The sequence below is a fragment of the Alishewanella longhuensis genome, assembly GCF_014653435.1.
Lineage (GTDB): Bacteria > Pseudomonadota > Gammaproteobacteria > Enterobacterales > Alteromonadaceae > Alishewanella > Alishewanella longhuensis.
In genome coordinates, this window is record NZ_BNAO01000004.1 from 39,564 (window position 1) to 62,833 (window position 23,270).

The 23,270-nt window shown below is 46.5% G+C and carries 18 protein-coding genes; 10 read left to right on the top strand and 8 right to left on the bottom strand.

Translation table 11 applies throughout. The features are described from left to right. Positions 1–11 precede the first annotated feature (11 nt). Positions 12–1,163 (bottom strand): chorismate mutase, encoded by a 1,152-nt coding sequence (locus IE163_RS09235; protein WP_189432503.1) that lies wholly within the window; start codon positions 1,161–1,163, stop codon positions 12–14. A gap of 183 nt (positions 1,164–1,346) precedes the next feature. After that, positions 1,347–3,695, bottom strand: coding sequence for a penicillin acylase family protein (locus IE163_RS09240; RefSeq protein WP_189432505.1), 2,349 nt, complete (start codon positions 3,693–3,695; stop codon positions 1,347–1,349). A 55-nt stretch (positions 3,696–3,750) separates the two neighbouring features. On the opposite strand from IE163_RS09240, the gene IE163_RS09245 reads away from it, so the two are divergent. After that, positions 3,751–4,404, top strand: coding sequence for a cytochrome b/b6 domain-containing protein (locus IE163_RS09245; protein ID WP_189432507.1), 654 nt, complete (start codon positions 3,751–3,753; stop codon positions 4,402–4,404). Between the two features lie 47 nt (positions 4,405–4,451). Here IE163_RS09245 and IE163_RS09250 read toward each other — a convergent pair whose 3' ends face one another. Then, positions 4,452–4,907 (bottom strand): c-type cytochrome, encoded by a 456-nt coding sequence (locus IE163_RS09250; protein ID WP_189432509.1) that lies wholly within the window; start codon positions 4,905–4,907, stop codon positions 4,452–4,454. A gap of 114 nt (positions 4,908–5,021) precedes the next feature. On the opposite strand from IE163_RS09250, the gene IE163_RS09255 reads away from it, so the two are divergent. The 4 genes from IE163_RS09255 to IE163_RS09270 all read left to right on the top strand — a co-directional run bounded on the left by IE163_RS09255 (position 5,022) and on the right by IE163_RS09270 (position 14,250). After that, on the top strand, positions 5,022–7,988 hold the full coding sequence (locus tag IE163_RS09255) for an EAL domain-containing protein (RefSeq protein ID WP_189432511.1): 2,967 nt from the start codon (positions 5,022–5,024) through the stop codon (positions 7,986–7,988). Between the two features lie 96 nt (positions 7,989–8,084). Beyond that, entirely contained in the window at positions 8,085–11,204 is a 3,120-nt protein-coding gene (locus tag IE163_RS09260; RefSeq protein ID WP_189432513.1) for an amidohydrolase family protein, read from the top strand. Then, on the top strand, positions 11,204–12,502 hold the full coding sequence (locus IE163_RS09265; RefSeq protein WP_189432515.1) for an amidohydrolase family protein: 1,299 nt from the start codon (positions 11,204–11,206) through the stop codon (positions 12,500–12,502). The genes IE163_RS09260 and IE163_RS09265 overlap by 1 nt, the downstream gene beginning before the upstream one ends. 71 nt (positions 12,503–12,573) lie before the next feature. Continuing rightward, positions 12,574–14,250 (top strand): M28 family metallopeptidase, encoded by a 1,677-nt coding sequence (locus IE163_RS09270; protein WP_189432517.1) that lies wholly within the window; start codon positions 12,574–12,576, stop codon positions 14,248–14,250. 68 nt (positions 14,251–14,318) lie between these two features. Here IE163_RS09270 and IE163_RS09275 read toward each other — a convergent pair whose 3' ends face one another. Then, positions 14,319–14,735 (bottom strand): translation initiation factor, encoded by a 417-nt coding sequence (locus IE163_RS09275; RefSeq protein WP_189432519.1) that lies wholly within the window; start codon positions 14,733–14,735, stop codon positions 14,319–14,321. A gap of 150 nt (positions 14,736–14,885) precedes the next feature. Here IE163_RS09275 and IE163_RS09280 point away from each other — a divergent pair, with 150 nt between their 5' ends. Further along, the gene (locus tag IE163_RS09280) at positions 14,886–15,623 is read left to right on the top strand and encodes a GAF domain-containing protein (protein ID WP_229833507.1); all 738 of its coding nucleotides are present in this window, start codon (positions 14,886–14,888) and stop codon (positions 15,621–15,623) included. 41 nt (positions 15,624–15,664) lie between these two features. Beyond that, positions 15,665–16,861: an amino acid aminotransferase gene (locus IE163_RS09285; protein WP_189432523.1), complete on the top strand. Its 1,197-nt coding sequence runs from the start codon at positions 15,665–15,667 to the stop codon at positions 16,859–16,861. Between the two features lie 152 nt (positions 16,862–17,013). Here IE163_RS09285 and IE163_RS09290 read toward each other — a convergent pair whose 3' ends face one another. Then, positions 17,014–17,304 carry a hypothetical protein gene (locus IE163_RS09290; protein ID WP_189432524.1) on the bottom strand — a complete coding sequence of 97 codons (291 nt, stop codon included), beginning with the start codon at positions 17,302–17,304 and terminating at the stop codon, positions 17,014–17,016. Between the two features lie 387 nt (positions 17,305–17,691). On the opposite strand from IE163_RS09290, the gene gdhA reads away from it, so the two are divergent. Beyond that, on the top strand, positions 17,692–19,044 hold the full coding sequence (gene gdhA / locus IE163_RS09295; protein WP_189432525.1) for an NADP-specific glutamate dehydrogenase: 1,353 nt from the start codon (positions 17,692–17,694) through the stop codon (positions 19,042–19,044). 31 nt (positions 19,045–19,075) lie between these two features. On the opposite strand, the gene IE163_RS09300 is transcribed toward gdhA, so the two are convergent. From IE163_RS09300 to ettA, 3 genes are all read right to left on the bottom strand, one after another. Continuing rightward, positions 19,076–19,723 (bottom strand): energy-coupling factor ABC transporter permease, encoded by a 648-nt coding sequence (locus IE163_RS09300; RefSeq protein ID WP_189432526.1) that lies wholly within the window; start codon positions 19,721–19,723, stop codon positions 19,076–19,078. Positions 19,724–19,817: 94 nt separating this feature from the next. Further along, the gene (locus IE163_RS09305) at positions 19,818–20,189 is read right to left on the bottom strand and encodes a DUF6746 family protein (RefSeq protein WP_189432527.1); all 372 of its coding nucleotides are present in this window, start codon (positions 20,187–20,189) and stop codon (positions 19,818–19,820) included. A 116-nt stretch (positions 20,190–20,305) separates the two neighbouring features. Further along, positions 20,306–21,967: an energy-dependent translational throttle protein EttA gene (gene ettA, locus IE163_RS09310; RefSeq protein WP_189432528.1), complete on the bottom strand. Its 1,662-nt coding sequence runs from the start codon at positions 21,965–21,967 to the stop codon at positions 20,306–20,308. Positions 21,968–22,129: 162 nt separating this feature from the next. Here ettA and IE163_RS09315 point away from each other — a divergent pair, with 162 nt between their 5' ends. Both IE163_RS09315 and folE read left to right on the top strand, forming a co-directional pair. Next, entirely contained in the window at positions 22,130–22,483 is a 354-nt protein-coding gene (locus IE163_RS09315) for a DUF2750 domain-containing protein (RefSeq protein WP_189432529.1), read from the top strand. Between the two features lie 145 nt (positions 22,484–22,628). Next, positions 22,629–23,270 carry a GTP cyclohydrolase I FolE gene (gene folE, locus IE163_RS09320; protein WP_189432530.1) on the top strand — a complete coding sequence of 214 codons (642 nt, stop codon included), beginning with the start codon at positions 22,629–22,631 and terminating at the stop codon, positions 23,268–23,270.

Here is a 23,270-nt window from a genome sequence, read left to right on the forward strand (position 1 = left end):
CTAATTGCGTACTAGCTTTGCGGCTGGGTAGGCGTAATATCATCACTGGGATAGCAGCCCAACACTTTGACAAACTTAGTAATATTATTAAGCTCTTCCAGTGCCCGCGTCATTGCATAGTCACTGAGATTCGCCGCTACATCGACATAAAACATTTCTTCCCACGGGTTGCCAGGAATAGGCCGTGATTCCAGCTTGCTCATGCTGATACCATGCTGTTTTAGCACCAACAAGGCCTCTACCAAGGCACCGGGTTGCTGCCCGGTATACATAATAAAGGTGGTTTTCGCCGGTATGGCTTTAGCAACATTGACGGCTTTACGCGCCACTACGATAAAGCGGCTGACATTGTCTTTTTGATTGGCTAATTGCCGGGTCAGTACTTCTAATCCATATAATTTGCCACCCTCTTCGCCACCAATGGCAATAATAGTTGGGTCCTGCAGTTCTTTAACTTTGGCAAAAGCCGCCGACGAGCTATCGCAGTAATCAATTTTGACATTGGTTAACCCCAGCAAAAACTGGCTACACTGGGCAATAACCTGCGGGTGTGAACAGACTTGACGGATTTTAGACAGATCGGTACCAGGTAACCCTAATAAGCAGTGTTCAATTGGATGCGTTAGTTCCCCGACTATCGATAAGCGGGTGTGCTGCAAAATATCGTACACTTCGTTAATGGAACCGGACGAGGTATTTTCAATAGGTAATAGCGCATAATCGGCATGACCGGTTTCAACCGCGTTGACAATTTCATTAAAACTATCACAGCCTAGTTCAATAATTTGCTCGGCACGACGGGTAAAGTACTTCTGCGTTGCCCAGTAACTGTATGAACCCTGACCACCCAAGAAAGCCACTCTCACAGCTTGTGAGTTATCACCATTTAACTGCCCTTGCACCTTGGCTTGTTGTTGTAATACCGAGTCTTCAATAATCACATGGAAGATACGGGTAACGTATTGGGCATCTAGCCCTTGCAGTTTGCCTTTTTCAATTAAAGACAGCAGCAATTCCTGCTCCCGTTTGGTATCGCGTATCGGTTTATTTTGTGACAGCTTAGCCTCAGCCACCGCCAGTGCTAAACCGCGGCGCTTAGCCAATAAGCCAAGTAACTGCTGATCTGTATCACTAATCGCTTGCCGGATGTCGTGTAATTCCATGTTATGCCTCATGCTCATAAAGCGGGTAAAATTGCCAAAAAAAAACCTCCCAGTTTGGGAGGTTTTTAGCTTTTCGTGCGCGCACGGTCAGCTACCCCCCAGAACAGGTGGTAAAGCTAAAAAAACCGAGTGCGAAAATAATCGTGTGCATGCTGACACCATAATCCGTCTGGATGGCTAAAGTCAAGGGGCAGGCAACAACTGTTGTTGATATTTTTTCGGGCCGGGTAAAAAGGGTAGCGCAACTGCGGCTTGCCAGTAAGGATGATCGGCGCGATAAAAAGGGGATAACGGGTGACCAGATTGCCCGGCAGGGATCACTAAAATACCTTGTTGTTCGTGCCCGGGCGCAACCACCATCCGCTGCGATTGCCCAAATGCCGGATGTTGCACTCGCGGCATATGGCTATCGCCAGCGAGTGGGCTAGCTGGCATGTTAAGCCAGTGACCGAAATAGGGAATAGCAGCGCTAAGAGGGTGTTCAATTCTTGCAGTATTACGATTGCCCCAGTTTGCATTGGCTAGGCTGCCATACTGTGCCAGCAAATCGTTCTGAGTGATTTGCGCGGCGCTCAATAGCAGTTCTGACCAACTAGCATAAGCGGTGGGCACGGTATCGGGACGCTCTTGCTCTAGCATCAACCACAGGGGTGTTTCTAACGAATATTTTAAATCTGCGCTGCGGGCACCTGCCTGCTCTAATAACGCGGAGAGGGGCGTAAACGCCAGTTCCAACACTTTCAACCGAAATTGCCGCAATAAGGTATAGCCTATATCATCGGGGCTAGCATGTAAGGTCGATGCCATAACATATTGTCTGAACTCACTAAGTTGCAACGACACCGCGACAGCTTCGGTCAGATGATCCAGTAATAATTTTTGCCAGCGCGCCAACAGTAGTGCTCGATGATCTAATTGGATCTGATGTAATGCCAGTTCATCAGCTTGTTCTAGTGAGGCAAGAGACTCTGCAATCTGCATACCTCTGGCCCCCAGATCATAACCACCATTACCGAGTAGTGCGTAGTGCTCGTTACCAACTGTGCGGGCATTAGCAGACCAAAGTCTGTCGTTTGTGGGATTATAAAGTTTGGGATAATCCGTGATGTTTACTTGGCTGCCCCAGCTATTCTCACCGTTGCTCCAATCCTGAGCGGTGTCCCAATGGGCTAACTGCCGTTGAGGAATAGGTCCAAAAATGGTCCAGCCTATGTTGCCGTTGCTGTCTGCTACCAGCATGTTCTGTGCCGGAATACCCACCAGTGCAGCATAGGATAGCGCCTGCTCAGCTGATTCTGCGTGCTCCAGATAACGTAAATTTAGATTAACGGCATTATCGTCATGTGCCACCCAGCGTAATGCATATTTTTGCTGGTCTGGAAAGGACAGGACCGGTCCCCATTGCGTTTCTTGCAGTGTTAATGTGTAGGGCTCAGCATCGCGGACCTTGACATATTCAGTTACCGTGTCAAAAGGTTGCCAACCTGTTTTAGTTAGGTACTGTTTTTTGTCTGTCGATAACTGCAGCTTAATGAGATCGTGCCAATCTGCGGTACTATTGGTAAAGCCCCAGGCTATATGACCATTGCTACCAACGACGATCGCAGGAGTGCCAGGTAAGCTTAAGCCAGTGACTTGCTTTTTCTCATGTTGTTCGTGCCAGTTCAGTTGGGTTTTATACCAAATTGCCGGTACGCGCAAAGACAGGTGCATGTCATCTGCTAAAATGGCGGCACCATGGCTGCTAAGTTGGCCTGAGACGGCAAAATTATTACTGCCCAAATCAACGGCATCGGCTGGGTTACAATGTTGGCAACTAAGGTATTGTTGCAGCACAGCGGGATAAGGCGTGGCGGGCATCGGTATATTGGTCACTTTACTCTGGTCAATGGCCGCTTGCCAATCCGCGCTATGTTGTTGTAAAAATTGGTACCAGTCCAAAGGCAGAGCATCTTTCAGCTTCGTCATCGCATACTCGTCACGGCCAAGTTTACCCTGTAAGTCAAAGTACATACTGTAAATGACTAACAAGGTATCGCTTTCTAACCAGGGCTTGGGCGAGGTGCGCAATAACGTATACTCGAATGGCTGGCTACGCAGGCTGGTTAAGCCGTCATTGACCCCTCTGCTGTAGGCTGTCAACAGCTGTAGATCTGTGGCGCTCATTCGGGTCAGTTGTTGTTCAGCTCGTAGTCTAAATCGATGGTGTCGATGTTTAATATCCGCCTCTAGTGCTCTTTGACCAAATAACTCAGCCAACTCACCAGCAGCGCTGCGTCGGGTTAAATCCATTTGAAAAAAGCGATCTTGAGCATGTGCAAAGCCCATTCCATAGGCCGCATCGGAACGATCTTGCGCCTGAACCGTCAGATAACCCAGCTGGTCACGTTCCAAGTAAACGGGATTGGCAACTGCACCCTGATATTTGCCATTATAATCGGCTAAACTAGCGCTCAGCCAAAGGTAGATACTAAGGGCACACAATAGCAGCAGCGCTAGCAGCGTAGCGATTAGCCAGCTTATTATTTTCATTTGTCAATCTCGCTGGTATAAAATCAAAAGGTTAGCACAGTAAAAGGAAAGCTCAATGTCAGTAAAAGTACAAGTTTGGGATTTGGCAGTACGGGTGTTTCATTGGTCACAAGTATTGCTGTTGGTCGGACTCTGGTACACCGGCAATGAAGGATTAATGGCGCAGCACCAGTTAATGGCGTATACCTTGGCGGCATTACTGATTGCGCGCCTTAGTTGGGGGATTTATGGTAGCGCTACGGCTCGTTTTAGTCATTTTGCGGCGTCACCGCTTGCTGCTTTACGTTATTTGCGCCGGCCTAAGCCTGTATTAGGTCACAATCCTGCTGGCTCATATATGATATTTTTTCTGATTTTTTTGGTTTCTTTACAATTGCTTACAGGGCTTGCAACCTTTGACAATAGCTATATTAGTGATGGCCCGTTTGTGCGTTACTTATCAGCAGACTGGGTTTCTTTGGCTTCAAAAATCCATAAGCTCAATATTGATCTTATTATTATTTGTGTGGCTATTCATATATCAGCGGCTTTATGGCACAGCTGGCGTCACGATAACGTGATCTTAACTTTGATAACGGGTAAGGCAAAGGGTGCAGATGGCACAGCACCAAATTTAACTAAACATAGCTGGAGCTATTTTGTGGTAACAGCCCTGTTGTTAGCGTTATTTTATGTCTGGCAAGGTGAGATGTTGTTGAAGTTTATTTAAGAAAAGCTGCGCGTTGTATTTTGGCAACGCGCATTATGATATCGCTCTTAATCCGCTTTATATTTGTCATGACAGGCTTTGCAGTTGCGAGCAAAGTCAGCAAAAGCCTTGCGAATTTCAGCTTGTTCAGCTGTTCTCGCTGCAACTAACAGTGCCGCCGCATCAGCGGCCATTTTCTCACCACGCTCCTGAACTTCTGGCAAGTTATCCCAAATAGCTGGTTTTACTTTACCGCCAGCTTCTTTGGTACCTTCTACAGTAAAGCTTTCCCATGGAAGTTGGCTCAGTAGTGCCAAGGCTTCGGCGCGGCGCTGCACCCGCTCAGCATCAAAAGCAACATTGCCACGAATCATATCTTGAATATCGCCCATATTGTGGCGGATTAGCTGAAAGCTAGCTTGGCGGTATGAAACAGCGTCTTTACCATCGGTAAAAGCAGTAGCTGCTATAGCAGGCATGCATAAGACGGTGCTTAATAATGTGGCGAATAAGGCTTTTTTCATTTGCTTAGTCTCTTCTGGTCGATTACGTTAATATAGTGATAGAGTATTTGAATTATTATTTGTGTACCTCGTGAGGGCACTATTTGTTTACTATAACAGTTGCGAGCGGTATTCGTGAAGGATCTTAACAGCAATAACGCCAAAGGAATCAATTCTCTGGGGCTGAAATTTTCAGTACTGGTGTTTCTGGCCATTTTAATTGCGGGTCTAACGGTAACGCTAACCTTGCTGCAACAACAGCAAAAATCGATGTTGCAGCAAGAGCAACAATTGCTTACTAATAATGCTGAATTACTCTATAAACAATTTGAACGTTCTTTATCCGAGCTAGAAACCAAAGCGTTACGTGCTCATCAGCTTATTGTGCGACAACTAGCCACCCGTAATATGAATCAAACAGGTTTGATTGAGCTTAAACCTTTAGCAGATGGTACCCGTAGACAACTTGATGAATACTCTGGTTTATTTATAGCTCCCTCAGCATCGGTAGCGACAAAAGACGCTGTATTGCAGCACACCGCTGAAATATGGCAGCAGATAGTGCCTTTACTACAACAAGATTTTTTTAGTATTCTTTTTATTTCTGAACAAAATTATGTCAGGGCAGCACCTGCCGACTGGGTTACTCAGTTGAGTAGCGATATTGCGCTAATTGATAACCCTATTTATCAGCAAGCCACACCGGAGCACAATAAACAGCGCCTTATGCAGTGGTCGCCTATTTACTATGACAGCATTTGGCGGCAGTGGTTGGTAGCTATTGTTCTGCCGGTTTATCAGCAAGACCAATTTATCGGTTCTGTCATTTTTAATCTTAAGCTGAATGATATCATTGTACACCTCTTACCCCAGTTTGCTAAACATCGACAAGCTAAGATGTTGATTCTTAATGATGATGATTTGCTTGTACAAATGAACAGTGATGCGGCAGCGGGGACTTTGGCCATGTTCTCCCGTTATGTTGGTGATGAAATTACTCCTGCATTTTTAAAGAGTTCAGTAGCGCAGCAAAGTCTCCAGCAATTTACTGATGAAGCCTTTTCCTCATATTTGCTCGCCCTAACGCCTGAAAGTCGCTTGGGATGGCGTTTTGTTTTATTTCAAACAAAAGCAGAATTGTTGCAGCAACAACAAGGTTCCCGAGCGCCCTTGTTACTGACCGTACTGCTTGCATTTATTATCACGCTGCTGCTGTATTTTTTTATTAATCAGATTTTACTTAAACGATTAAAAAAGCTTGCTATAGCAGTGAATAAAGTTGGGCGTGGAGTGCAGCCAACATTGCAACTGGATAATCAGTCTGATGAACTTGGTCAGCTCAATCGGGCATTTACCGCTATGTTCGAAGAGATCAATCAATTGGTTAGTGGCTTAGATAGCCGTATTGCCGAAAAGGAGCAGGCCGAATTATTGGCAAGAAAGTTAAGCAAGGCCGTGGCGTTTTCAAGCTCCGGAATTATTATTACCAATCATCAGCTTGAGATTGAATACCTTAATCCATTTTTAACTGATTTATTGGGATTGGAGCTGACTCAGATTTATGGCAAGCCGCTGACACAGTTGTTTTCTGAGGATATGCAGCAGTTAAGTGCGGAGATGATACATACACTCAAAGAGCGGCAGCATTGGCGGGGAGATGTCTTATTACAGCAAGATTTGGCGAAATCGGTTGTACAGCTTTGGGTGACTTTGACTATAGCACCTATAAGAGACGAAAAGGGAGAGCTTTCTCATTATGTTGGCGCTTTGCAGGACATTTCATTTATTAAGCAAAGCCAAAAACAGATGGAGCAATTAGCGTATTTTGATCCTTTAACGGGGCTGGCAAACCGCAGCTATTTTAGGAATCAACTACGTAAAGCGCTTGCCATGGCGCAACGAGGCTATTATAGCTTTGCCTTGTTATATTTTGATTTAGACGAATTTAAATTGATTAATGACACTTTGGGACATGACGCGGGTGATGAGCTGCTGGTTGAAGTCGCGAAGCGTCTGACCACTAGATTACGTGACGATGACACTATTGCCAGGCTTGGCGGTGACGAATTTGCCGTTATCCTGAGTGATATCAAAGATAAAATGCACACGGCACAGATAGCAGCCAGTTTACAGGAAGCTTTTCAAGAGCCTGTGCAGCTAGGCACGCATACCGTTGCTATTAGCGCTTCGATAGGTATTACCATAGCACCAGAGGATGCGGTGGATGAGGAATTACTGTTAAAGCATGCTGATTTGGCTATGTATGAAGCCAAAGCACGCGGTAAAAACACCTATCGCTTTTTCTCTCAAGAGCTTAACGATGCAGCAAACGAAAGGCTGCTTATTGAAAGTCAACTACGTGAAGCGATTAGAGAGCAGCAATTTATCCTATTTTATCAGCCTAAGATCGATTTACGCACAGAAACGCTGGTGGGTTACGAAGCGCTTATCAGGTGGTTGAGGCCAGATAACACTTTAATCCCACCTGCACGCTTTATTGCGGTAGCTGAGAGCACCGGGTTGATTGTGCAAATAGGTGAGTGGATCATCTTAGAAGCTTGCCGGTTTTTAGCCAGACAGGTGAGCCGCGGTTATGCGGTTACTGTGTCAATTAATCTCTCGGCACGTCAATTTCATGATAATAATTTACCTGGCATGATTGAGCGAATTATCAAGCGCACAGGGGTAGCGCCAACGGCTTTGGTATTTGAAATAACCGAAAGTATGCTAATGGGAGATACAGATGCGGCTATTAAACAGCTAAATCAGTTAAAGCGTCTCGGTGTCTCTTTATCTATTGATGACTTTGGTACAGGCTATTCATCGTTAAGTTACTTAAAGCGTTTCCCGGTAGATGAACTTAAAATCGACCGTTCTTTTGTTAAAGATATTCCAGATGATCAGAATGATATGGATATAGTGGCAGCTATTATCGCCATGGCGCAAAAGATGCAGCTGCGAGTAGTGGCTGAAGGGGTAGAATCTGCAGCTCAGGCAAATTTTTTAAAGCAAAATGCTTGCTACCTGGTACAGGGGTATTACTTCAGTATGCCATTGGCAGAGCAGGAATTAAGCCATTTAACATTTACTATAAAAACCTAAGGGTTTAAACAAAAGCCGTTGTGCAGGCCGCGATAAAGCGGCGGTTTTGTTAAAGCTTTTGTGAAAAACTCAACACCATTCAGGAAAACGTAATTTATGATATCAGCTCGTCTGTCTTTGCTGAGCTTAGCAATACTCGGCACAACCAGTGCTGTCAGTTATGCGGCTCAGACTACACCGGAGTTGGGGATCCGGGACAAAACCCCTAATCTGGTGGCCTTAACCAATGCCACTGTTATGACTGAACCAGGTAAGACGGTGAACAGCGCTACAGTGCTAATCCGAGATGGTAAAATTGAGGCAGTGCGGACAAACGCCACTGTACCTGCAGGTTATCAAACGATTGATTTAAAGGGCTACCATATCTATCCGGGTTTTATTGATCCCTACACCCAATATGGCGTGCCAGCAGCAGCCGAAAGTGAGAGCTTTAGCTTTGGTCGTCGTCCGGTATATGAAAATGAACGCCGTGGCGGCAACGCGGCCAACGATGCTATTCATGCGCAACAGCGTTGGGTTACTCAGTTTAAACCCGATACTAAAGCTGCCGCTGAGTTGTTAAAGTCAGGTTTTACTACGGTACAAAGCGCGCGTCAGGACGGTATTTTTCGTGGTTCGGCCTTTGTTGCCTCGTTAGCCGACGGCTTGCCCAATGATCTGATCATTAAAGCCGATGCCCAGCATTTTTTATCTTTTAGCAAAGGCAGCTCGAAGCAGAGTTACCCTTCTTCATTAATGGGTTCAGTTGCGCTAATCCGCCAAACCTTGTCTGACGCCAATTGGTATCAGGCAGCAACAGCCAGCCCGAATTTGCAACTTGATGGTAAACCCATTGAATTTAACGCTGCTCTGGCGGCACTGAGCTCCCTGGCGCAGCAAGGGGTGTTATTTGAAACGAGTGACGAGCGTTCTTTATTAAGAGCCAGCCGTTTGTTAGCAGAGTTTAATATTAAAAACGCCTTGTTACTGGGCTCTGGCTATGAATACAGCCGCCTAGAACAAGTAAAAGCGACGGGTCAGCCGTTATTGTTACCGCTTAATTTTCCGGCAGCACCTAATGTTACGACCGCAGAGCAGCGCTTAGATGTTAACCTGGCCGATTTAAGGCATTGGGAACGGGCACCGGCGAACCCTGCAGTGTTGGCGCAAGCGGGTATTCCTTTTGCGCTGACCAGCCATGGGTTAGAGAAAAAGTCCGATTTTTTACCGAATTTACGGAAAGCTATTCAGCATGGTTTAAAACCAGAGCAGGCCTTAGCGGCGTTAACGACAGTACCGGCAAGCCTTTTAGGGCTAGATAGCACCTTAGGTAAAGTTGCGGCGGGTTATCAGGCTGATCTGGTGATTAGCCGGGGTGATGTGTTCGTCGATGGTGAAATTGTTGCAACCTGGTTACGTGGTCAAGAGAAACGTTTTGGACCGGTACAACCCGCTCAGTTTACCGGTGAGTACTCACTTAGCTTTCAGGGTGAAATCTATAGCATTAAATTAACTGGAACCTTACCGAAACTTAGTGGTGAGGCCTCCTTAGGTGAGAAAAAAACCAAACTTGAAAATATTGTTGTGCAAGATGCACGATTGCAGTTCAGTCTACCTTTAGCTGCCTTAAACGAGCAAACGACAGTCTTGCAGTTCAATGGGGTCTTAACCGGCAACCACTTAACAGGTTACTGGCTTGATGCGTCCGGTACCCAAATAGCTGTCAGTGCAGTGCAGCAGGCGGCAGCACCCGTAACAGCTAAAGCCGCTGCTGCGCCCGCTCCAATGTTGTCGCAATTAACTTTCCCAAACCGGGCTTTTGGTTTGGCTACTTTGCCCGAGCAACAAAACCTGCATATTAAAAATGCTACTGTTTGGACAGCCGCAGAGCAGGGGGTGCTACCAAGCACCGATGTGTTGGTTCGTAATGGCAAGTTTGAAAAGGTTGGCCAAAATTTGGCAACACCGCGCGGTTATACCGTCATTGATGCCGCCGGTATGCACCTAACACCAGGTATTATTGACGAGCACTCGCATATTGCTACCGAGCAAGGGGTTAACGAGGGCTCGCACGCCAACACGGCAGAGGTGCACTTGGGCGATGTCACTAATCCGGATGATATTAATATCTACCGTGCGTTAGCCGGTGGTGTTACTGCGGTGCAAGTGTTGCACGGTAGTGCCAACCCTATAGGTGGGCAAGCACAAATCTTAAGCTTGCGCTGGGGAGCTGATGCAGAGGGATTAAAATTTAAAGATGCTCCTCCCAGCATTAAATTTGCCTTGGGTGAAAACGTTAAGCAATCGAACTGGGGCACGGAGTTCAATAGCCGTTACCCGCAAAGCCGGATTGGGGTGGAAACCTTTATCCGCGATCAATTCCAGGCTGCGAAGGAATATCAAGCTGCCTGGCAAGCGTATAATAAACTATCAAAACGTGAGCAAGGTCGTGTGGCGCCACCACGCCGTGATTATCAGCTAGATACTTTAGTAGAGATTCTGGAGGGTAAGCGGCATATCCACACTCATTCTTATGTTGCATCTGAAATTTTGATGTTAATGCAGGTTGCTGATGAAATGGGCTTTAAGGTGAATACCTATACCCACATTTTAGAAGGCTACAAGGTCGCCAGTGAGATGAAAGCGCATGGTGCCAGCGTTTCAACTTTTGCTGACTGGTGGGGGTTTAAAATGGAGGTGAATGACGCCATCCCAACGAACACCTGTTTAATGCATGAACAAGGTTTGTTAGTGAGTGTTAACTCTGACGATCCTGGTCTATTGCGGCGTTTAAACCAGGAGGCGGCTAAATCGACCATGTACTGTGATATGGACGAGCACGAAGCCTTAAAAATGGTCACGATTAACCCGGCGAAACAGCTGAAAATAGCTGATAAAGTCGGATCCATTGAAGTCGGTAAACAAGCAGATTTTGTGCTGTGGGATGCAGAGCCTTTGTCGGTTTATGCCATGGTACAGCAAACCTGGATTAATGGTGCCCGCTATTTTGACCGTCAGCAAGATCTTGCTCTGCGTCAGGACATTGAACAGGAGCGGCAGTTGCTGATTCAAAAAGTACTGACCGCGGGTGAGTCTGCTCGCCAGGGTAGCACTACTGTGTATAAACAAGACGATCCCATCTGGCACTGTGATGATAATGACGATTGGCTAAAACTGCGGTTTGGCTTTGGTAAACATCTACACAGTCACGGTCATAGTCATGGGGAGCAACACTAATGAAGCTGTTAACAACCTTATTTGCTGCTGCCGTGACTTTGGTCAGCAGCAATGTGCTGGCGGTAAATCCGGTACCAGCACCGAAACAGAGCGTGCCACTGTTGTTAAAAAACGCCACTGTGCATAGTGTGGTTAATGCCCCTGCAGTGCAGGATGTATTGCTGGTTGATGGCAAAATAGCGGCGGTAGGGCTAAATTTAGCTGCCCCCGCTGGCGCTGAAGTCAAGGATCTGACCGGCAAGCACCTTTATCCGGGGCTAATTGCCTTGATAAATCAGCTGGGTTTAATTGAAGTTGAAGCAGTACGGGCCACCCGGGATGATCGTGAAGTTACTGCGACTAATCCTGATTTACAGGTGCAGGTGGCTTTTAATGCGGATTCGGTGGTTATTCCCACTATTCGCAGCAATGGTTTTAGCCATAGCTTAATTTATCCCTCTGGTAGCCTCATTACCGGGCGCTCGGCGCTAATGCAATTGGATGGTTGGAACTGGCAGGATGCGCTGGTGCAGGCAGATGTTGGTTTACATTTAAGCTGGCCGCGGATGAGTTTACAAACTGGCTGGTGGGTACGCGATAGCGTAGAGCAGCAACAAAAGCGGCAAGCCGAGCAATTGGACCAGCTACATGGTTTTTTCCAGCAGGCACAGGCTTATTATCTCGCTGAGCAAGCGGGATTAAACCGAGGTAAAGATTCACGCTGGCATGCCATGCTCGCCTTCTTTGACAAAAAGTTGCCATTGTTTGTGCATGCCGATGATCCGCGGCAAATTCGCCAAGCGATGCTATTGGCGCAGCAGTATCAGATAAAACTGGTCATTGTAGGCGGTCGGGATAGCTGGCGCATGGCTGAGGAGCTGGCTGCCAATAAGGTGGATGTGATTTATACCGCGCCTTATGGTCTGCCAACTCGCACTGATGAAGCTTATGATCAGGCCTTTAGCGCGCCAGGTATTTTACAGCAGGCCGGCGTACGTATTGCGCTATCGCTGGACGGTTTCTGGGATACCCGTAATTTGGTATTTGCTGCTGGGCATGTCACCCGTTACGGTTTAGATCCTGCTTCGGCGCTACGCGCTTTAACACTGGATGCCGCTGCAATTGCCGGAGTGGCTGATCGACTGGGCTCTATCGAAGTAGGTAAGAGCGCCAGTTTAGTGTTGTCTGATGGCGACATCTTCGACTATCGTGGTCACAAAGTTGAACAATTGTGGATAGACGGCCGCAGTGTTGATCTGGATAACAGACACAAACAACTGCATCGTCGTTATCAGCAGCGTTATCAGGCAGCAAAGTAATTTAACAGCTGCTGCTTATTATCAAGTGCCAGTTAGCTGGCACTTTTTTATTGTTTAAGGACCTTGTTCGCATGTTTAAAAATTCTTTTTTAATGCTCGCTGTAGCGGCGTTAACCATAGTGGCTTGTGCTTCGGCACCACAACAGCCCGCACCGCGTGCCAGTGCCAGTGTGATCGAAAGCCATCTTACCTTTTTAGCTGACGATTTATTGGAAGGGCGTGATACCGGCAGTCGTGGTCACGAAATAGCTTCACGTTATATCGCCCAACAGCTCCAAGCGTTAGGCTTACAAGGTGGCGCCGCAGACGGTAGTTTTTATCAGCGGGTACCAATGCGCAAAGCGCAATTGGTGCCTGGCAGTGCCAGTTTACGCTTTAGCCTGGCAGATGAAACGGTGTCATTGAGTTATCCGCAGCAGTTTTTTACCGGCCCTAATCTGCAGCAGACTGATTTGGCACTACAGGGAAAAATGGTGTTTGTCGGCTATGGCCTGGTGTCTGACACCTTTGGCTTAAACGACTATGCCAAGCTAGATGTAGAGGGTAAAGTGGTAGTAATGTTAGCGGGCTTACCGGCCTTTTTACCTAGCGAAGAGCGGGCGTATTTGGGCAGTATGAAAACGGAATTTGCTGCCGAGCGTGGCGCTATCGGTATTTTAACGCTGCATACGCCAGAGCAGGAAAAAACGCGGCCTTATGCCAATAGTTTGTTATTTTTAAATACCCCGGCAATGGGCTGGTTGGATGAAGCGGGTAATATTGGCAGGGGCTTTCCACAGATTAAAGGGAGCGCTTACTTACACCCAGACGCGGCGAAAAGCCTGTTTAACAATGCTGAGCAATCGCTGGAGACAATCTTTGCCGCGCTTGCCGAAGATAAAATCCCAAGCGGTTTCGCATTACCGGGCACTATACAGCTAACTAGCAAAACCCAGCATCAGGCTATCGACAGCCCAAATGTACTGGCGGTATTGCCGGGTTCAGATCCGCAATTAAAGCACGAATATGTAGTATTAACGGCACACTCAGATCATATTGGTTTATCAAATGATCTCCGTACCGACGATAAGGTAAATAACGGTGCCATGGATAACGCCGCAGGTGTGGCAATTTTACTGGAAACGGCCCGCTTGTTTGCAGCCTTACCAACCGCACCGAAACGTTCTATTTTGTTCGCTGCGGTAACTGGTGAAGAAAAAGGCTTACTGGGTGCTGATTATTTTGCGAAACAGCCGCCAGTTCCGGTAACGCAGTTAGTGGCTAATGTGAATTTGGATATGCCAGTGCTACTATACCCCTTTGCAGATTTAATTGCCTTTGGTGCCAATCATTCGACTTTGGGTGATGTGGTGGCGCGTGCTGCAGCCAAAGAGGGAATAGCGTTAAGTGCGGATCCTATGCCTGAACAGGCTATTTTTACCCGCTCAGATCATTATCGTTTAGTGCAGCAAGGGGTACCAGCGGTGTTTTTAATGACCGGCTTTACCTCTAAAGATCCTGCGCAAGATGGCGGTAAAATTTGGGGCAGCTTTTTTGCTAAGCATTATCATAAACCTTCGGATGATATTGCCAGTCTAACCAAAGAATACGGCGCTATTCGCTATGATGCCGGCGCAGTATTTACCGATATTAATTTTAATATTGCGTTGGATGTAGCCAATAGCCCGCAAAAGCCACTATGGCGTGAAGATAGCTTCTTTAAACAGGTATTTGGCCGTGAAGATAATTCGGAGTCTGCCGTTAAGTAAAAGTAGTTCGGGCGTGCCTTAGAGCACCATAAAGTCAGCACGCTTACATAATAACGACTAAGCCGGAGTTAACCTCCGGCTTGTTTTACCTTATAGCCTTTTTGTTGTAATAGTTCTGCGACAAACTCCCGTTTATCTGCTTGTATTTCAATCACGCCATCTTTTACCGCACCGCCACAGGCACACTTCTTTTTTAATTCAGTGCAAAGGGTGGTTAACTCTGCGGTGGTACCCGTTAGCCCTGTGATGGTGAGGACAGTTTTACCACCACGGCCTTTAGTTTCCCGTTTGATGCGTAAGGCACCGTCGGCATAGCGCTCGCCCTGCAATGATTCGCTTTGTTCCGCTTTGATGCGGCCGCCTGCCGTGGAATAAACCAGATCAGCCTGCGCTGTTTTAGCAGGTTGGTTAGCCATGCTATGCTCTGTGGCCGCAGAGCCGGCGAGTTGTTGTTGCCAATCGGCCAGTGAAATTTTTTTACTCATAATAGCGGGTGTTTAATGAATGTAGTGCTGAATATCGGCAAGCTTACTTAGCCTTGCTGCAGCCAGCAAGTTTTTCTGGCATTGGCTTGGTTTTTTAATGGTATCTGGTAAAATGCTACCTATGTTTTTAGAAATCTGGATGGCTATATCTTGATTGATGCAGTTAATAACACCTTAAATGTGACAGAAGCGGTACAAATGTACTTAGAGACAAGTGGTCTGTTGAGTCAGTTAACTGTGCCATTGGCAAACTTTACTGCCCTTACCGAAGGTTACTTACAGCAACTCGCTGCCACTTTGACCGCCGATACCAAGCAAGAAGCACAATGGCACTATGCTGTGCCAGAATTAGGCGAGGGCGGTGCCTGCTCCTTATTTGGTGTACTAGCGGATGCGCCGTACGATTTAACCGCTATTCTGGGGGGGCAAACCGCAGCAAACCAGCTGGCGCTTGGCAAGCTTAGTCAGATCACAGATTTTTATCAGCAACAGGCAAAAGTGGCTTGGTTTGGTATTTATCAGGCTAGAGACAATGTTGCTGGCGAGCCGGTATTAGTTAAGTTGAGTTATTTTGGTGCGCCTTCCAGAGCAGAATTTCCGTTAACGGTAGAGTTTGCCAAAATCAGTAATAACAGTGCTGTTGGTTTAAGCGGTAAGGCGCGGGTAATTAATGATGTCGCGGCTTATTTACAACAGGGTGGCGAATACTACACGTGCGATCCGAAAGTTCTGGCCGAAGCCTGTTTGCCACTGTTTGACCAATCAGGCAGAATAGTGGGTATTGTTGATGCTGAAGATTTTACTAAAGACGTTTTTACAGCCGAGGCTATGGCCTTGCTGGTAGCGGTATGCTTAATTATACCCAGGTTTTTACCGGCCACAGCATAATGCGGCCAACCCCTTAATAACCATAAATCAGGTAGAACATTATGTTTGCTCAGTTAAAGCCAGTGGCTACCGACCCTATTTTGGGGTTGATGGCTGCGTATCGTGAAGATCCAAATCCGCAAAAAGTTGATCTAGGTGTCGGTGTTTACAAAGACGAGCAAGGCCACACGGCCGTGCTGAAATGCGTAAAAGAAGCCGAAGCATTGCGTTTAAAGCAAGAAGATAGCAAAACCTACATCGGCATGGCCGGTGATCTTGGCTTTAACAGCCATATTGAAAAGTTAGCCTTTGGGGCAGCGCATCAGGTGTTGTTGGCAAATCGCGTGACGACTGCCCATACCCCTGGTGGTACGGGCGCACTGCGCGTAGCAGCCGAATTCATTAAGCGGGCTAACCCCAATGCGACCATTTGGGTTACCACGCCTACCTGGGCAAATCATATTTCGTTATTTCAGGCAGCGGGTTTGAACGTAAAAGAATATGCCTATTACGATTATCAAACCAAAGGCTTGCAGGTTGAGGAAATGTTTGCCGATCTGGCAAAAGTCCCAGCGGGCGATGTGGTGCTGGTGCATGCCTGCTGCCACAACCCTAGTGGTATGGATCTTAATTTTGAGCAATGGCAACGTTTTACTGCCATTGCTAAAGAACGGGGTTTTACCCCTTTAGTTGACATGGCCTATCAGGGCTTTGGTGTTGGCTTAGATGAAGATGCCGCCGGTTTACGCTATTTAGCCGATCAGGTTCCAGAGCTGATTTTATGTAGCTCTTGCTCCAAAAATTTTGGCCTGTACCGTGAGCGGATTGGAGCGGTTAGCATAGTATCTGCTGATAGCAAAATTATGGATATCGCCCGAGTGAATTTACTCAGTGTCGTGCGTAGCATTTATTCTATGCCACCGGCACATGGTGCTATTATTGTTGGCCATATTCTGGACAGTGCTGAACTTACGGCCCTGTGGTACCATGAGCTGGCTGAAATGCGCGATCGTATCAACAGTTACCGGCAGCTGATTATTGATAAATTTGCTGCAGAAGGTATTACGCAAGATTTTAGCTTTATTACCCGTCAGCATGGTATGTTCAGTTTCTTAGGCATTAGCAAAGAACAAATTGACCGGTTAAAGGCAGAGTTTAGTATTTATATGGTGGGCTCTAGCCGGGTAAGTATTGCCGGGTTAAATCACAGCAATATTGACTACTTTGCCAAAGCAGTGGCAACAGTGCTTAAAGGCTAAGCTTGTTTTCTACACCACCGCAACACGTGGTGGTGTACGATTCGCTGTTTTAGTTATGAATGGTAAGTATGTCACTACCGGTAATCGTATTATTACCGGTGTGTTGATGATTAAAAGCATTTGCGATACAACTGGCATTTGCGTTCTCTGCATTATTCTTCCTCAGCTTGCGGGCTTTCTTCAGCCTGAACTTTATCAGCGACGGCCTGTGCATTGCTGCTTAACTGCGCTGGCGTAGCAGCTGTTAAGCTAAATTGTTCTGCTAGTTGTTTTGCAGTGCTTTCAATAGCTTGCTTAGTTTGATTTTTAATTGACTCTTGTAGCTCAGTCAGTTGCTTAGTTAATACCTCTGTGGTCAGGTCACTTAACGTATTAGCACTCGCTGGGATTAGCAGGCTTAGACCGAACAGGCTGGCAAGGATGGTGTTAGTTACAGTTTTCATATTAAGGCTCACTTAGTTAAGGGTTAGTAGGTTACTACCCCCTTACTATTACAAGTGCTGTGCCAGCTTTTATATTAATTCAAGCTATTGATTTTATTGTTTTAATTTTTGTGTTTGCATTTTTTTAGTTTTTCAAAAAAAGTAAAAAACTAAAAAGTGACTAATTTCACTATTTATTGGTTAATTTTTTATTTTACGGTCGTCACGTTGAGGCGTTAAGCTTGTGCATCGGTAAATATGCTATCAATACGTCTTTCGGTAGGTATTTATGCTTTTATTGTGATTTTTTATTCCTTTTATTCTTTTGCTGAATACCTTTTGCGTTGACTTCTATACGTCTAGACATCATGATTGCCGCTATCTATTGTTATCCAACAGAAAGATCCCATGACCTATATCCATGACACCATTGTTCGTTTACAACAAAGCAGCCCGGCACAGGCAGAATTTTATCAAGCCGTAGAAGAAGTGCTGGAGTCACTTACTCCAATTTTAGAGCATAATCCTAAGTACCGGCAGCAAGCTATTATTGAACGGATGATTGAGCCCGAGCGGCAGATTATGTTTCGGGTACCTTGGGTGGATGATCAGGGTAATATTCAAGTGAATAAAGGGTATCGGGTTGAGTTTAACTCTGCGCTTGGCCCCTACAAAGGTGGCCTGCGTTTTCATCCGTCGGTGAATGCCAGCATTATAAAATTCTTAGGCTTTGAGCAGATTTTTAAAAATGCGCTCACCGGTTTACCTATTGGTGGCGGTAAAGGCGGGGCGAATTTTGATCCCAAAGGTAAATCAGATGGCGAGATTATGCGCTTTTGCCAGTCTTTTATGAATGAGCTTTATCGGCATATTGGCCCGACTACTGATGTGCCAGCTGGCGACATTGGCGTTGGTGCCCGTGAGATAGGCTATATGTTTGGCCAGTATAAAAAGCTGGTTAATAGCTTTGACGGCGTGTTTACCGGTAAAAGCTTGTTATGGGGCGGTTCCCTGGGCCGTAAAGAAGCGACAGGTTATGGTTGTGTTTACTTTGCGCAGTATATGCTGGCTGATCTTGGGCATGAACTGGCGGGTAAAACCTGCCTGGTGTCGGGTGCGGGTAATGTAGCTATCTATACTATTGAAAAACTGCAGCAATTGGGTGCTCAAGTGGTTAGTTGTTCTGATTCAGCCGGTACCCTATACCATGCCAGTGGTATTGAGTTGGCTGCTTTAAAACAGATTAAAGAAGTAGAGCAAGGTCGGTTAACTGACTATGTTAAACACTATCCAGAGGCAGAGTATATTGCTAAAGCCGACTATCCTGCTGATGGCCATGCGGTATGGCGCCTAAAAGCGGATCTCGCCTTTCCTTGTGCTACCCAAAACGAGCTTACCGCTGCCGATGCTAAAGCATTAGTTGCGCAAGGGTGTATAGCGGTATCTGAGGGCGCTAATATGCCTTCTACACCAGAAGCGGTGGAAATCTTTCTACAAAGTGGTATCGCTTATGGTCCGGGAAAAGCGGCAAATGCAGGTGGTGTGGCAACCAGTCAATTAGAAATGGCCCAAAACGCCAGTATGCAGCGTTGGTCTTTTGCTGAGGTAGACGAAAAACTGAAAGTGATTATGCATAATATCTATCTGCGCGCCCGTGATACCGCTGAGCAGTTTGGCCAGCCGGGGAATTTGGTCCTGGGAGCCAACATTGCCGGCTTTAAACGGGTTGCCGATGCGATGATCGAGCAAGGTGTGGTCTAGGGCGTCAACAGGCCCTAATCTAAATTCAGCCCTAGCGTTCTGGCGACAGATACTCGTTATCGTAAAAGGTTCTCAGCCACTCTGGCCGGTACACGGCCATTAGTGTGATTGCCATACCATTTAACAGAGCTTCGCCAAACCAAATTAATAAGGCTAATTGTGTATAGTTCTGGTAGATGGTGTGCCAGTTATGCGCCTCTTGTAGATAAAACCAGCCTGAAGTCAGTAGGATCTTTAACACTATGGTAAAAGCCGAGTTAATAAAACCCGCGACAAAAATATAAATAAACAGATGGCGGCTTAAATAATGATAAGACCAGCTAAATACCGCATAACTAAATAGCGCGGGTAAGATAAAGGTCGTTAAGGCAAAAGCGCCACCGTCCGCTGGTGTTACTGTGCCAAATAGTATTAATAACAGTAGCGGTACACAGCAAATCCAGATAGCAATATGCCAACCATGGCAGAGTACCAAAGTGGTTACGCCTAAAAAGAATAAGTCTAAGCCCGGTACTATGCCCGCCCGGACAGACCATAGTAGGGTTAGGAAAACGGCAGAGGCAAAGACCAAATGCTGATAGCCAGCAACCTTCAGTAAGCGCGGGATAAACTCTTTTGGGAAAAAGCCCAGCAAAATAACGACAGCACCAAGCCAGGTAATCAGTTGCCAACTGCTCATAACAAGGGATCAGAGTAAGATGGGAATAACGGGATTTTAGCGCAGAAGCCCTAATGAGAGCCAGCACAGCTTGAGCTGTGCTGGTATAAAACGCTTATTTAGTCAGCTTTTTCGCTAACTGCAGGTAATATTCGCCATTATTACGCACCCGCTCAGCATCCATCGTTTCTGAGCCCAGATGAACCTCTTCCAGCACTTCTTTAATTTCATCATCTGCGGCTGGAATTAACGCCAGGGCATTTTCCAGCGTGTAAGTCAGTTGATGCACCTCAGTCATGGTAGTAGGGTTAAGCTCGCCAGCAAGGATAGTGGTTAGTTTAGCATTAGCGTCTGCCAGTGTAACTAGCGCCTGTTGGGTGTTGGCAATAGCTTCACCTTTAAAGTGTGCGGGGCGATCGCTGGCAAAAGTGGTTTGGCTGCTTAACGTAAAAATACCAACAACAGTAGCAAGTATCAGCGCTTTCATAATGAAGTCCCTTAGATAGTAATGATTCTCAGTTACTTTATCAGTTTTTGGCTATTTTGCAACTAACAAAACGCCTGCACAGGGCAGGCGTTAGTTGTGTTAACTTTGAAAGACGATTAAATCTTTTTGTATTTAATCCGATGTGGCTCTAATGCTGCTGCACCATAGGTTTGTTTTACCCAGGCTTCATAATCGGAATAGTTACCTTCGAAGAAGTTTATTTTCCCTTCGTCACGGTAATCCAGAATATGCGTAGCGATACGGTCTAAGAACCAGCGATCGTGCGAGATCACCATCGCGCAGCCAGGGAAATCCAATATCGCGTTTTCCAGAGCACGCAGGGTTTCTACGTCCAGATCGTTGGTCGGTTCATCCAGCAGTAGCATATTACCACCGGCTTTTAACAGCGCAGCAAGGTGGACTCTGTTGCGCTCACCACCGGATAGCTCGCCAATAAACTTTTGCTGATCGTTGCCTTTAAAATTAAAACGACCGACATAAGCGCGGCTTGGAATTTGGAAATTGCCTATTTGCAACATATCCTGGCCGTTTGAAATCTCTTGCCACACGGTATTTTTCGGGTTCATGCTATCGCGGAACTGCTCAACGCTAGCTACCTGTACCGTATCGCCTAACGAGATGCTGCCGCTATCGGGCTGTTCGCTACCGGTAATCATTCTGAATAAGGTTGATTTACCGGCGCCGTTCGGCCCGATAATACCGACGATGGCGCCTTTAGGGACATTAAAGCTTAAGTCATCAATCAGCACCCGATCGCCAAAGGATTTACGCAGGTTGTTAACTTCCAGCACCTTGTCACCCAAGCGCGGTCCAGGCGGAATAAACAGCTCGTTAGTTTCGTTACGTTTTTGGAATTCCTGGCTTTGCAGCTCTTCAAAGCGCGCCATCCGGGCTTTGCTCTTGGCATGGCGGCCTTTCGGGTTAGTGCGCACCCACTCTAATTCTTGTTTGATAGAGCGCTGGCGGGCATTTTCGGTTTTTTCCTCTTGTTGCAAACGGGCATCTTTTTGCTCTAACCAAGAAGAATAGTTGCCTTCCCAAGGAATACCTTCACCGCGGTCAAGCTCCAGGATCCAGCCTGCTACATTGTCTAAGAAGTATCTATCGTGCGTGATAGCCACTACAGTACCTGGGTAATCATGTAAGAAACGCTCTAACCAAGCTACTGATTCGGCATCTAAGTGGTTGGTTGGCTCATCGAGCAACAACATATCTGGCCGTTCTAACAGCAGGCGGCAAATGGCCACCCGGCGGCGCTCACCACCTGATAAATGCTGGATGCTGGCATCCCATGGCGGTAAACGCAGTGCATCGGCGGCGCGTTCCAGCGTGTTTTCCAGGTTGTGGCCATCTTTGGCTTGAATAAGTGCTTCTAACTCACCCTGTTCACGTGCCAGGGCATCAAAGTCCGCATTTTCATCGGCGTAGGCTGCATAAACAGCATCCAGGCGGCTAAAGGCATCTTTAACATCTGCTACGGCTTCTTCCACAATTTCGCGCACTGTTTTGCTGGTATCCAGTTGCGGTTCTTGTGGCAAGTAGCCAATCTTAGTGCCTGCCAGTGGCCGTGCTTCACCTTCAAATTCGGTATCAACACCAGCCATAATACGCAGCAGGGTTGATTTACCCGCGCCGTTTAAACCCAGCACGCCAATTTTGGCGCCGGGGAAAAACGATAATGAGATATCTTTTAAAATAGTACGTTTCGGGGGAACGACCTTCGACACCCGGTACATGGAGTAAATATATTGAGCCATTCTTATGCTTCCGTCCGTTAAGAGCTGTCAGACCAGCGCAAATTGTACGTCATTTTCGGTCAAGGGGGAAAGTGAATGCCGTTACAACTGAATAAAGTTGGCTTTTCAGGGCTGATCTCTGTTTTAATAGCAGCCGGTAGATAATTTTTTAGCAGGTTTATTATGGCTGAGTTTGCACACGATCCTAGTTTTCAACGTTTTATTGAAGAAGCTAAAACCCATGGTGTGGTTTGGACCCTGGCAGATGGTGAAGATTTACTGGTTGTTGAATCAGTAGAATTTGAAGAAACGGATGTTATGCCATTTTGGTCTAATAAGGCTGACGCCCAGGCGCATTGCTCTGATGAATGGGCGGGTTATAAGCCTGAAGCTATTCCATTGGATGTATTTTGCGAAGGCTGGCTAAAAGAAATGTATGACGACGGTGTATTAATTGGTACTAACTGGGACGAGTCATTAAACGGCCCTGAAGTCGAGCCACGCGAATTGCTAGAAGCCTTAGCACTGGTGCAGTAATACGCCTTGCTGTTGATCTTAGAGCCCGGCTTAGCTGGGCTTTCGCTATTTAAGGGTGTAAAATAGCAAAATTGTGACGCGCTCGCTAAACTGCCTAGTCAAGCCTAGCGTATAAGCGATATCTCAGTCAGGTTTTGGAAGCATTATGTTATCAGAAGAAGCGATGTTAGTGCGCAGTGTGCTCGAGGCTAAAGGTCTGGAGACGCCGATGCGTGACAACGGTTTGTCCCGTGATCAGAAGTATCAGAAGATCAGTCAGTTGATGACTGAGGTAGTAAATACCTTGGGTCTGGATTTGGCAGATGATAGCTTAAGTGAGACGCCGCATCGTATTGCGAAGATGTATGTTGATGAAGTTTTTGGTGGTTTAAACTACGCGAATTTCCCAAAAATTGCATTGATTGAGAACAAGATGCAGGTTAGTGAGATGGTTAAAGTGAAAGACATTAGCTTTACCAGTACGTGCGAGCACCATTTTGTGACCATCGATGGCAGTGCAACAGTTGCTTATATTCCGAAAGATCGCATTATTGGCTTGTCAAAAATTAACCGCATAGTGCGTTTTTTTGCTCAGCGCCCGCAAGTGCAAGAACGTCTGACCCAACAGATATTGGTAGCGTTACAGACTTTGCTGCAAACTGATAATGTTGCGGTAACGATGGATGCAGTACATTATTGTGTTAAATCGCGCGGGGTGATGGACGTTAATTCGAAAACGCAGACGACAGCCCTGGGTGGCAGTTTTAAAGATGACGCCCGTACCAGAGCAGAGTTTCTGTTACGTTAA

Excerpts from the sequence above, each read along its gene's own strand:
- IE163_RS09235 (WP_189432503.1), bottom strand. The coding sequence starts at position 1,163 with ATGGAATTACACGACATCCGGCAAGCGATTAGTGATACAGATCAGCAG.
- IE163_RS09240 (WP_189432505.1), bottom strand. The coding sequence starts at position 3,695 with ATGAAAATAATAAGCTGGCTAATCGCTACGCTGCTAGCGCTGCTGCTA.
- IE163_RS09245 (WP_189432507.1), top strand. The coding sequence starts at position 3,751 with ATGTCAGTAAAAGTACAAGTTTGGGATTTGGCAGTACGGGTGTTTCAT.
- IE163_RS09250 (WP_189432509.1), bottom strand. The coding sequence starts at position 4,907 with ATGAAAAAAGCCTTATTCGCCACATTATTAAGCACCGTCTTATGCATG.
- IE163_RS09260 (WP_189432513.1), top strand. The coding sequence starts at position 8,085 with ATGATATCAGCTCGTCTGTCTTTGCTGAGCTTAGCAATACTCGGCACA.
- IE163_RS09265 (WP_189432515.1), top strand. The coding sequence starts at position 11,204 with ATGAAGCTGTTAACAACCTTATTTGCTGCTGCCGTGACTTTGGTCAGC.
- IE163_RS09270 (WP_189432517.1), top strand. The coding sequence starts at position 12,574 with ATGTTTAAAAATTCTTTTTTAATGCTCGCTGTAGCGGCGTTAACCATA.
- IE163_RS09275 (WP_189432519.1), bottom strand. The coding sequence starts at position 14,735 with ATGAGTAAAAAAATTTCACTGGCCGATTGGCAACAACAACTCGCCGGC.
- IE163_RS09285 (WP_189432523.1), top strand. The coding sequence starts at position 15,665 with ATGTTTGCTCAGTTAAAGCCAGTGGCTACCGACCCTATTTTGGGGTTG.
- IE163_RS09290 (WP_189432524.1), bottom strand. The coding sequence starts at position 17,304 with ATGAAAACTGTAACTAACACCATCCTTGCCAGCCTGTTCGGTCTAAGC.
- gdhA (WP_189432525.1), top strand. The coding sequence starts at position 17,692 with ATGACCTATATCCATGACACCATTGTTCGTTTACAACAAAGCAGCCCG.
- IE163_RS09300 (WP_189432526.1), bottom strand. The coding sequence starts at position 19,723 with ATGAGCAGTTGGCAACTGATTACCTGGCTTGGTGCTGTCGTTATTTTG.
- IE163_RS09305 (WP_189432527.1), bottom strand. The coding sequence starts at position 20,189 with ATGAAAGCGCTGATACTTGCTACTGTTGTTGGTATTTTTACGTTAAGC.
- ettA (WP_189432528.1), bottom strand. The coding sequence starts at position 21,967 with ATGGCTCAATATATTTACTCCATGTACCGGGTGTCGAAGGTCGTTCCC.
- IE163_RS09315 (WP_189432529.1), top strand. The coding sequence starts at position 22,130 with ATGGCTGAGTTTGCACACGATCCTAGTTTTCAACGTTTTATTGAAGAA.
- folE (WP_189432530.1), top strand. The coding sequence starts at position 22,629 with ATGTTATCAGAAGAAGCGATGTTAGTGCGCAGTGTGCTCGAGGCTAAA.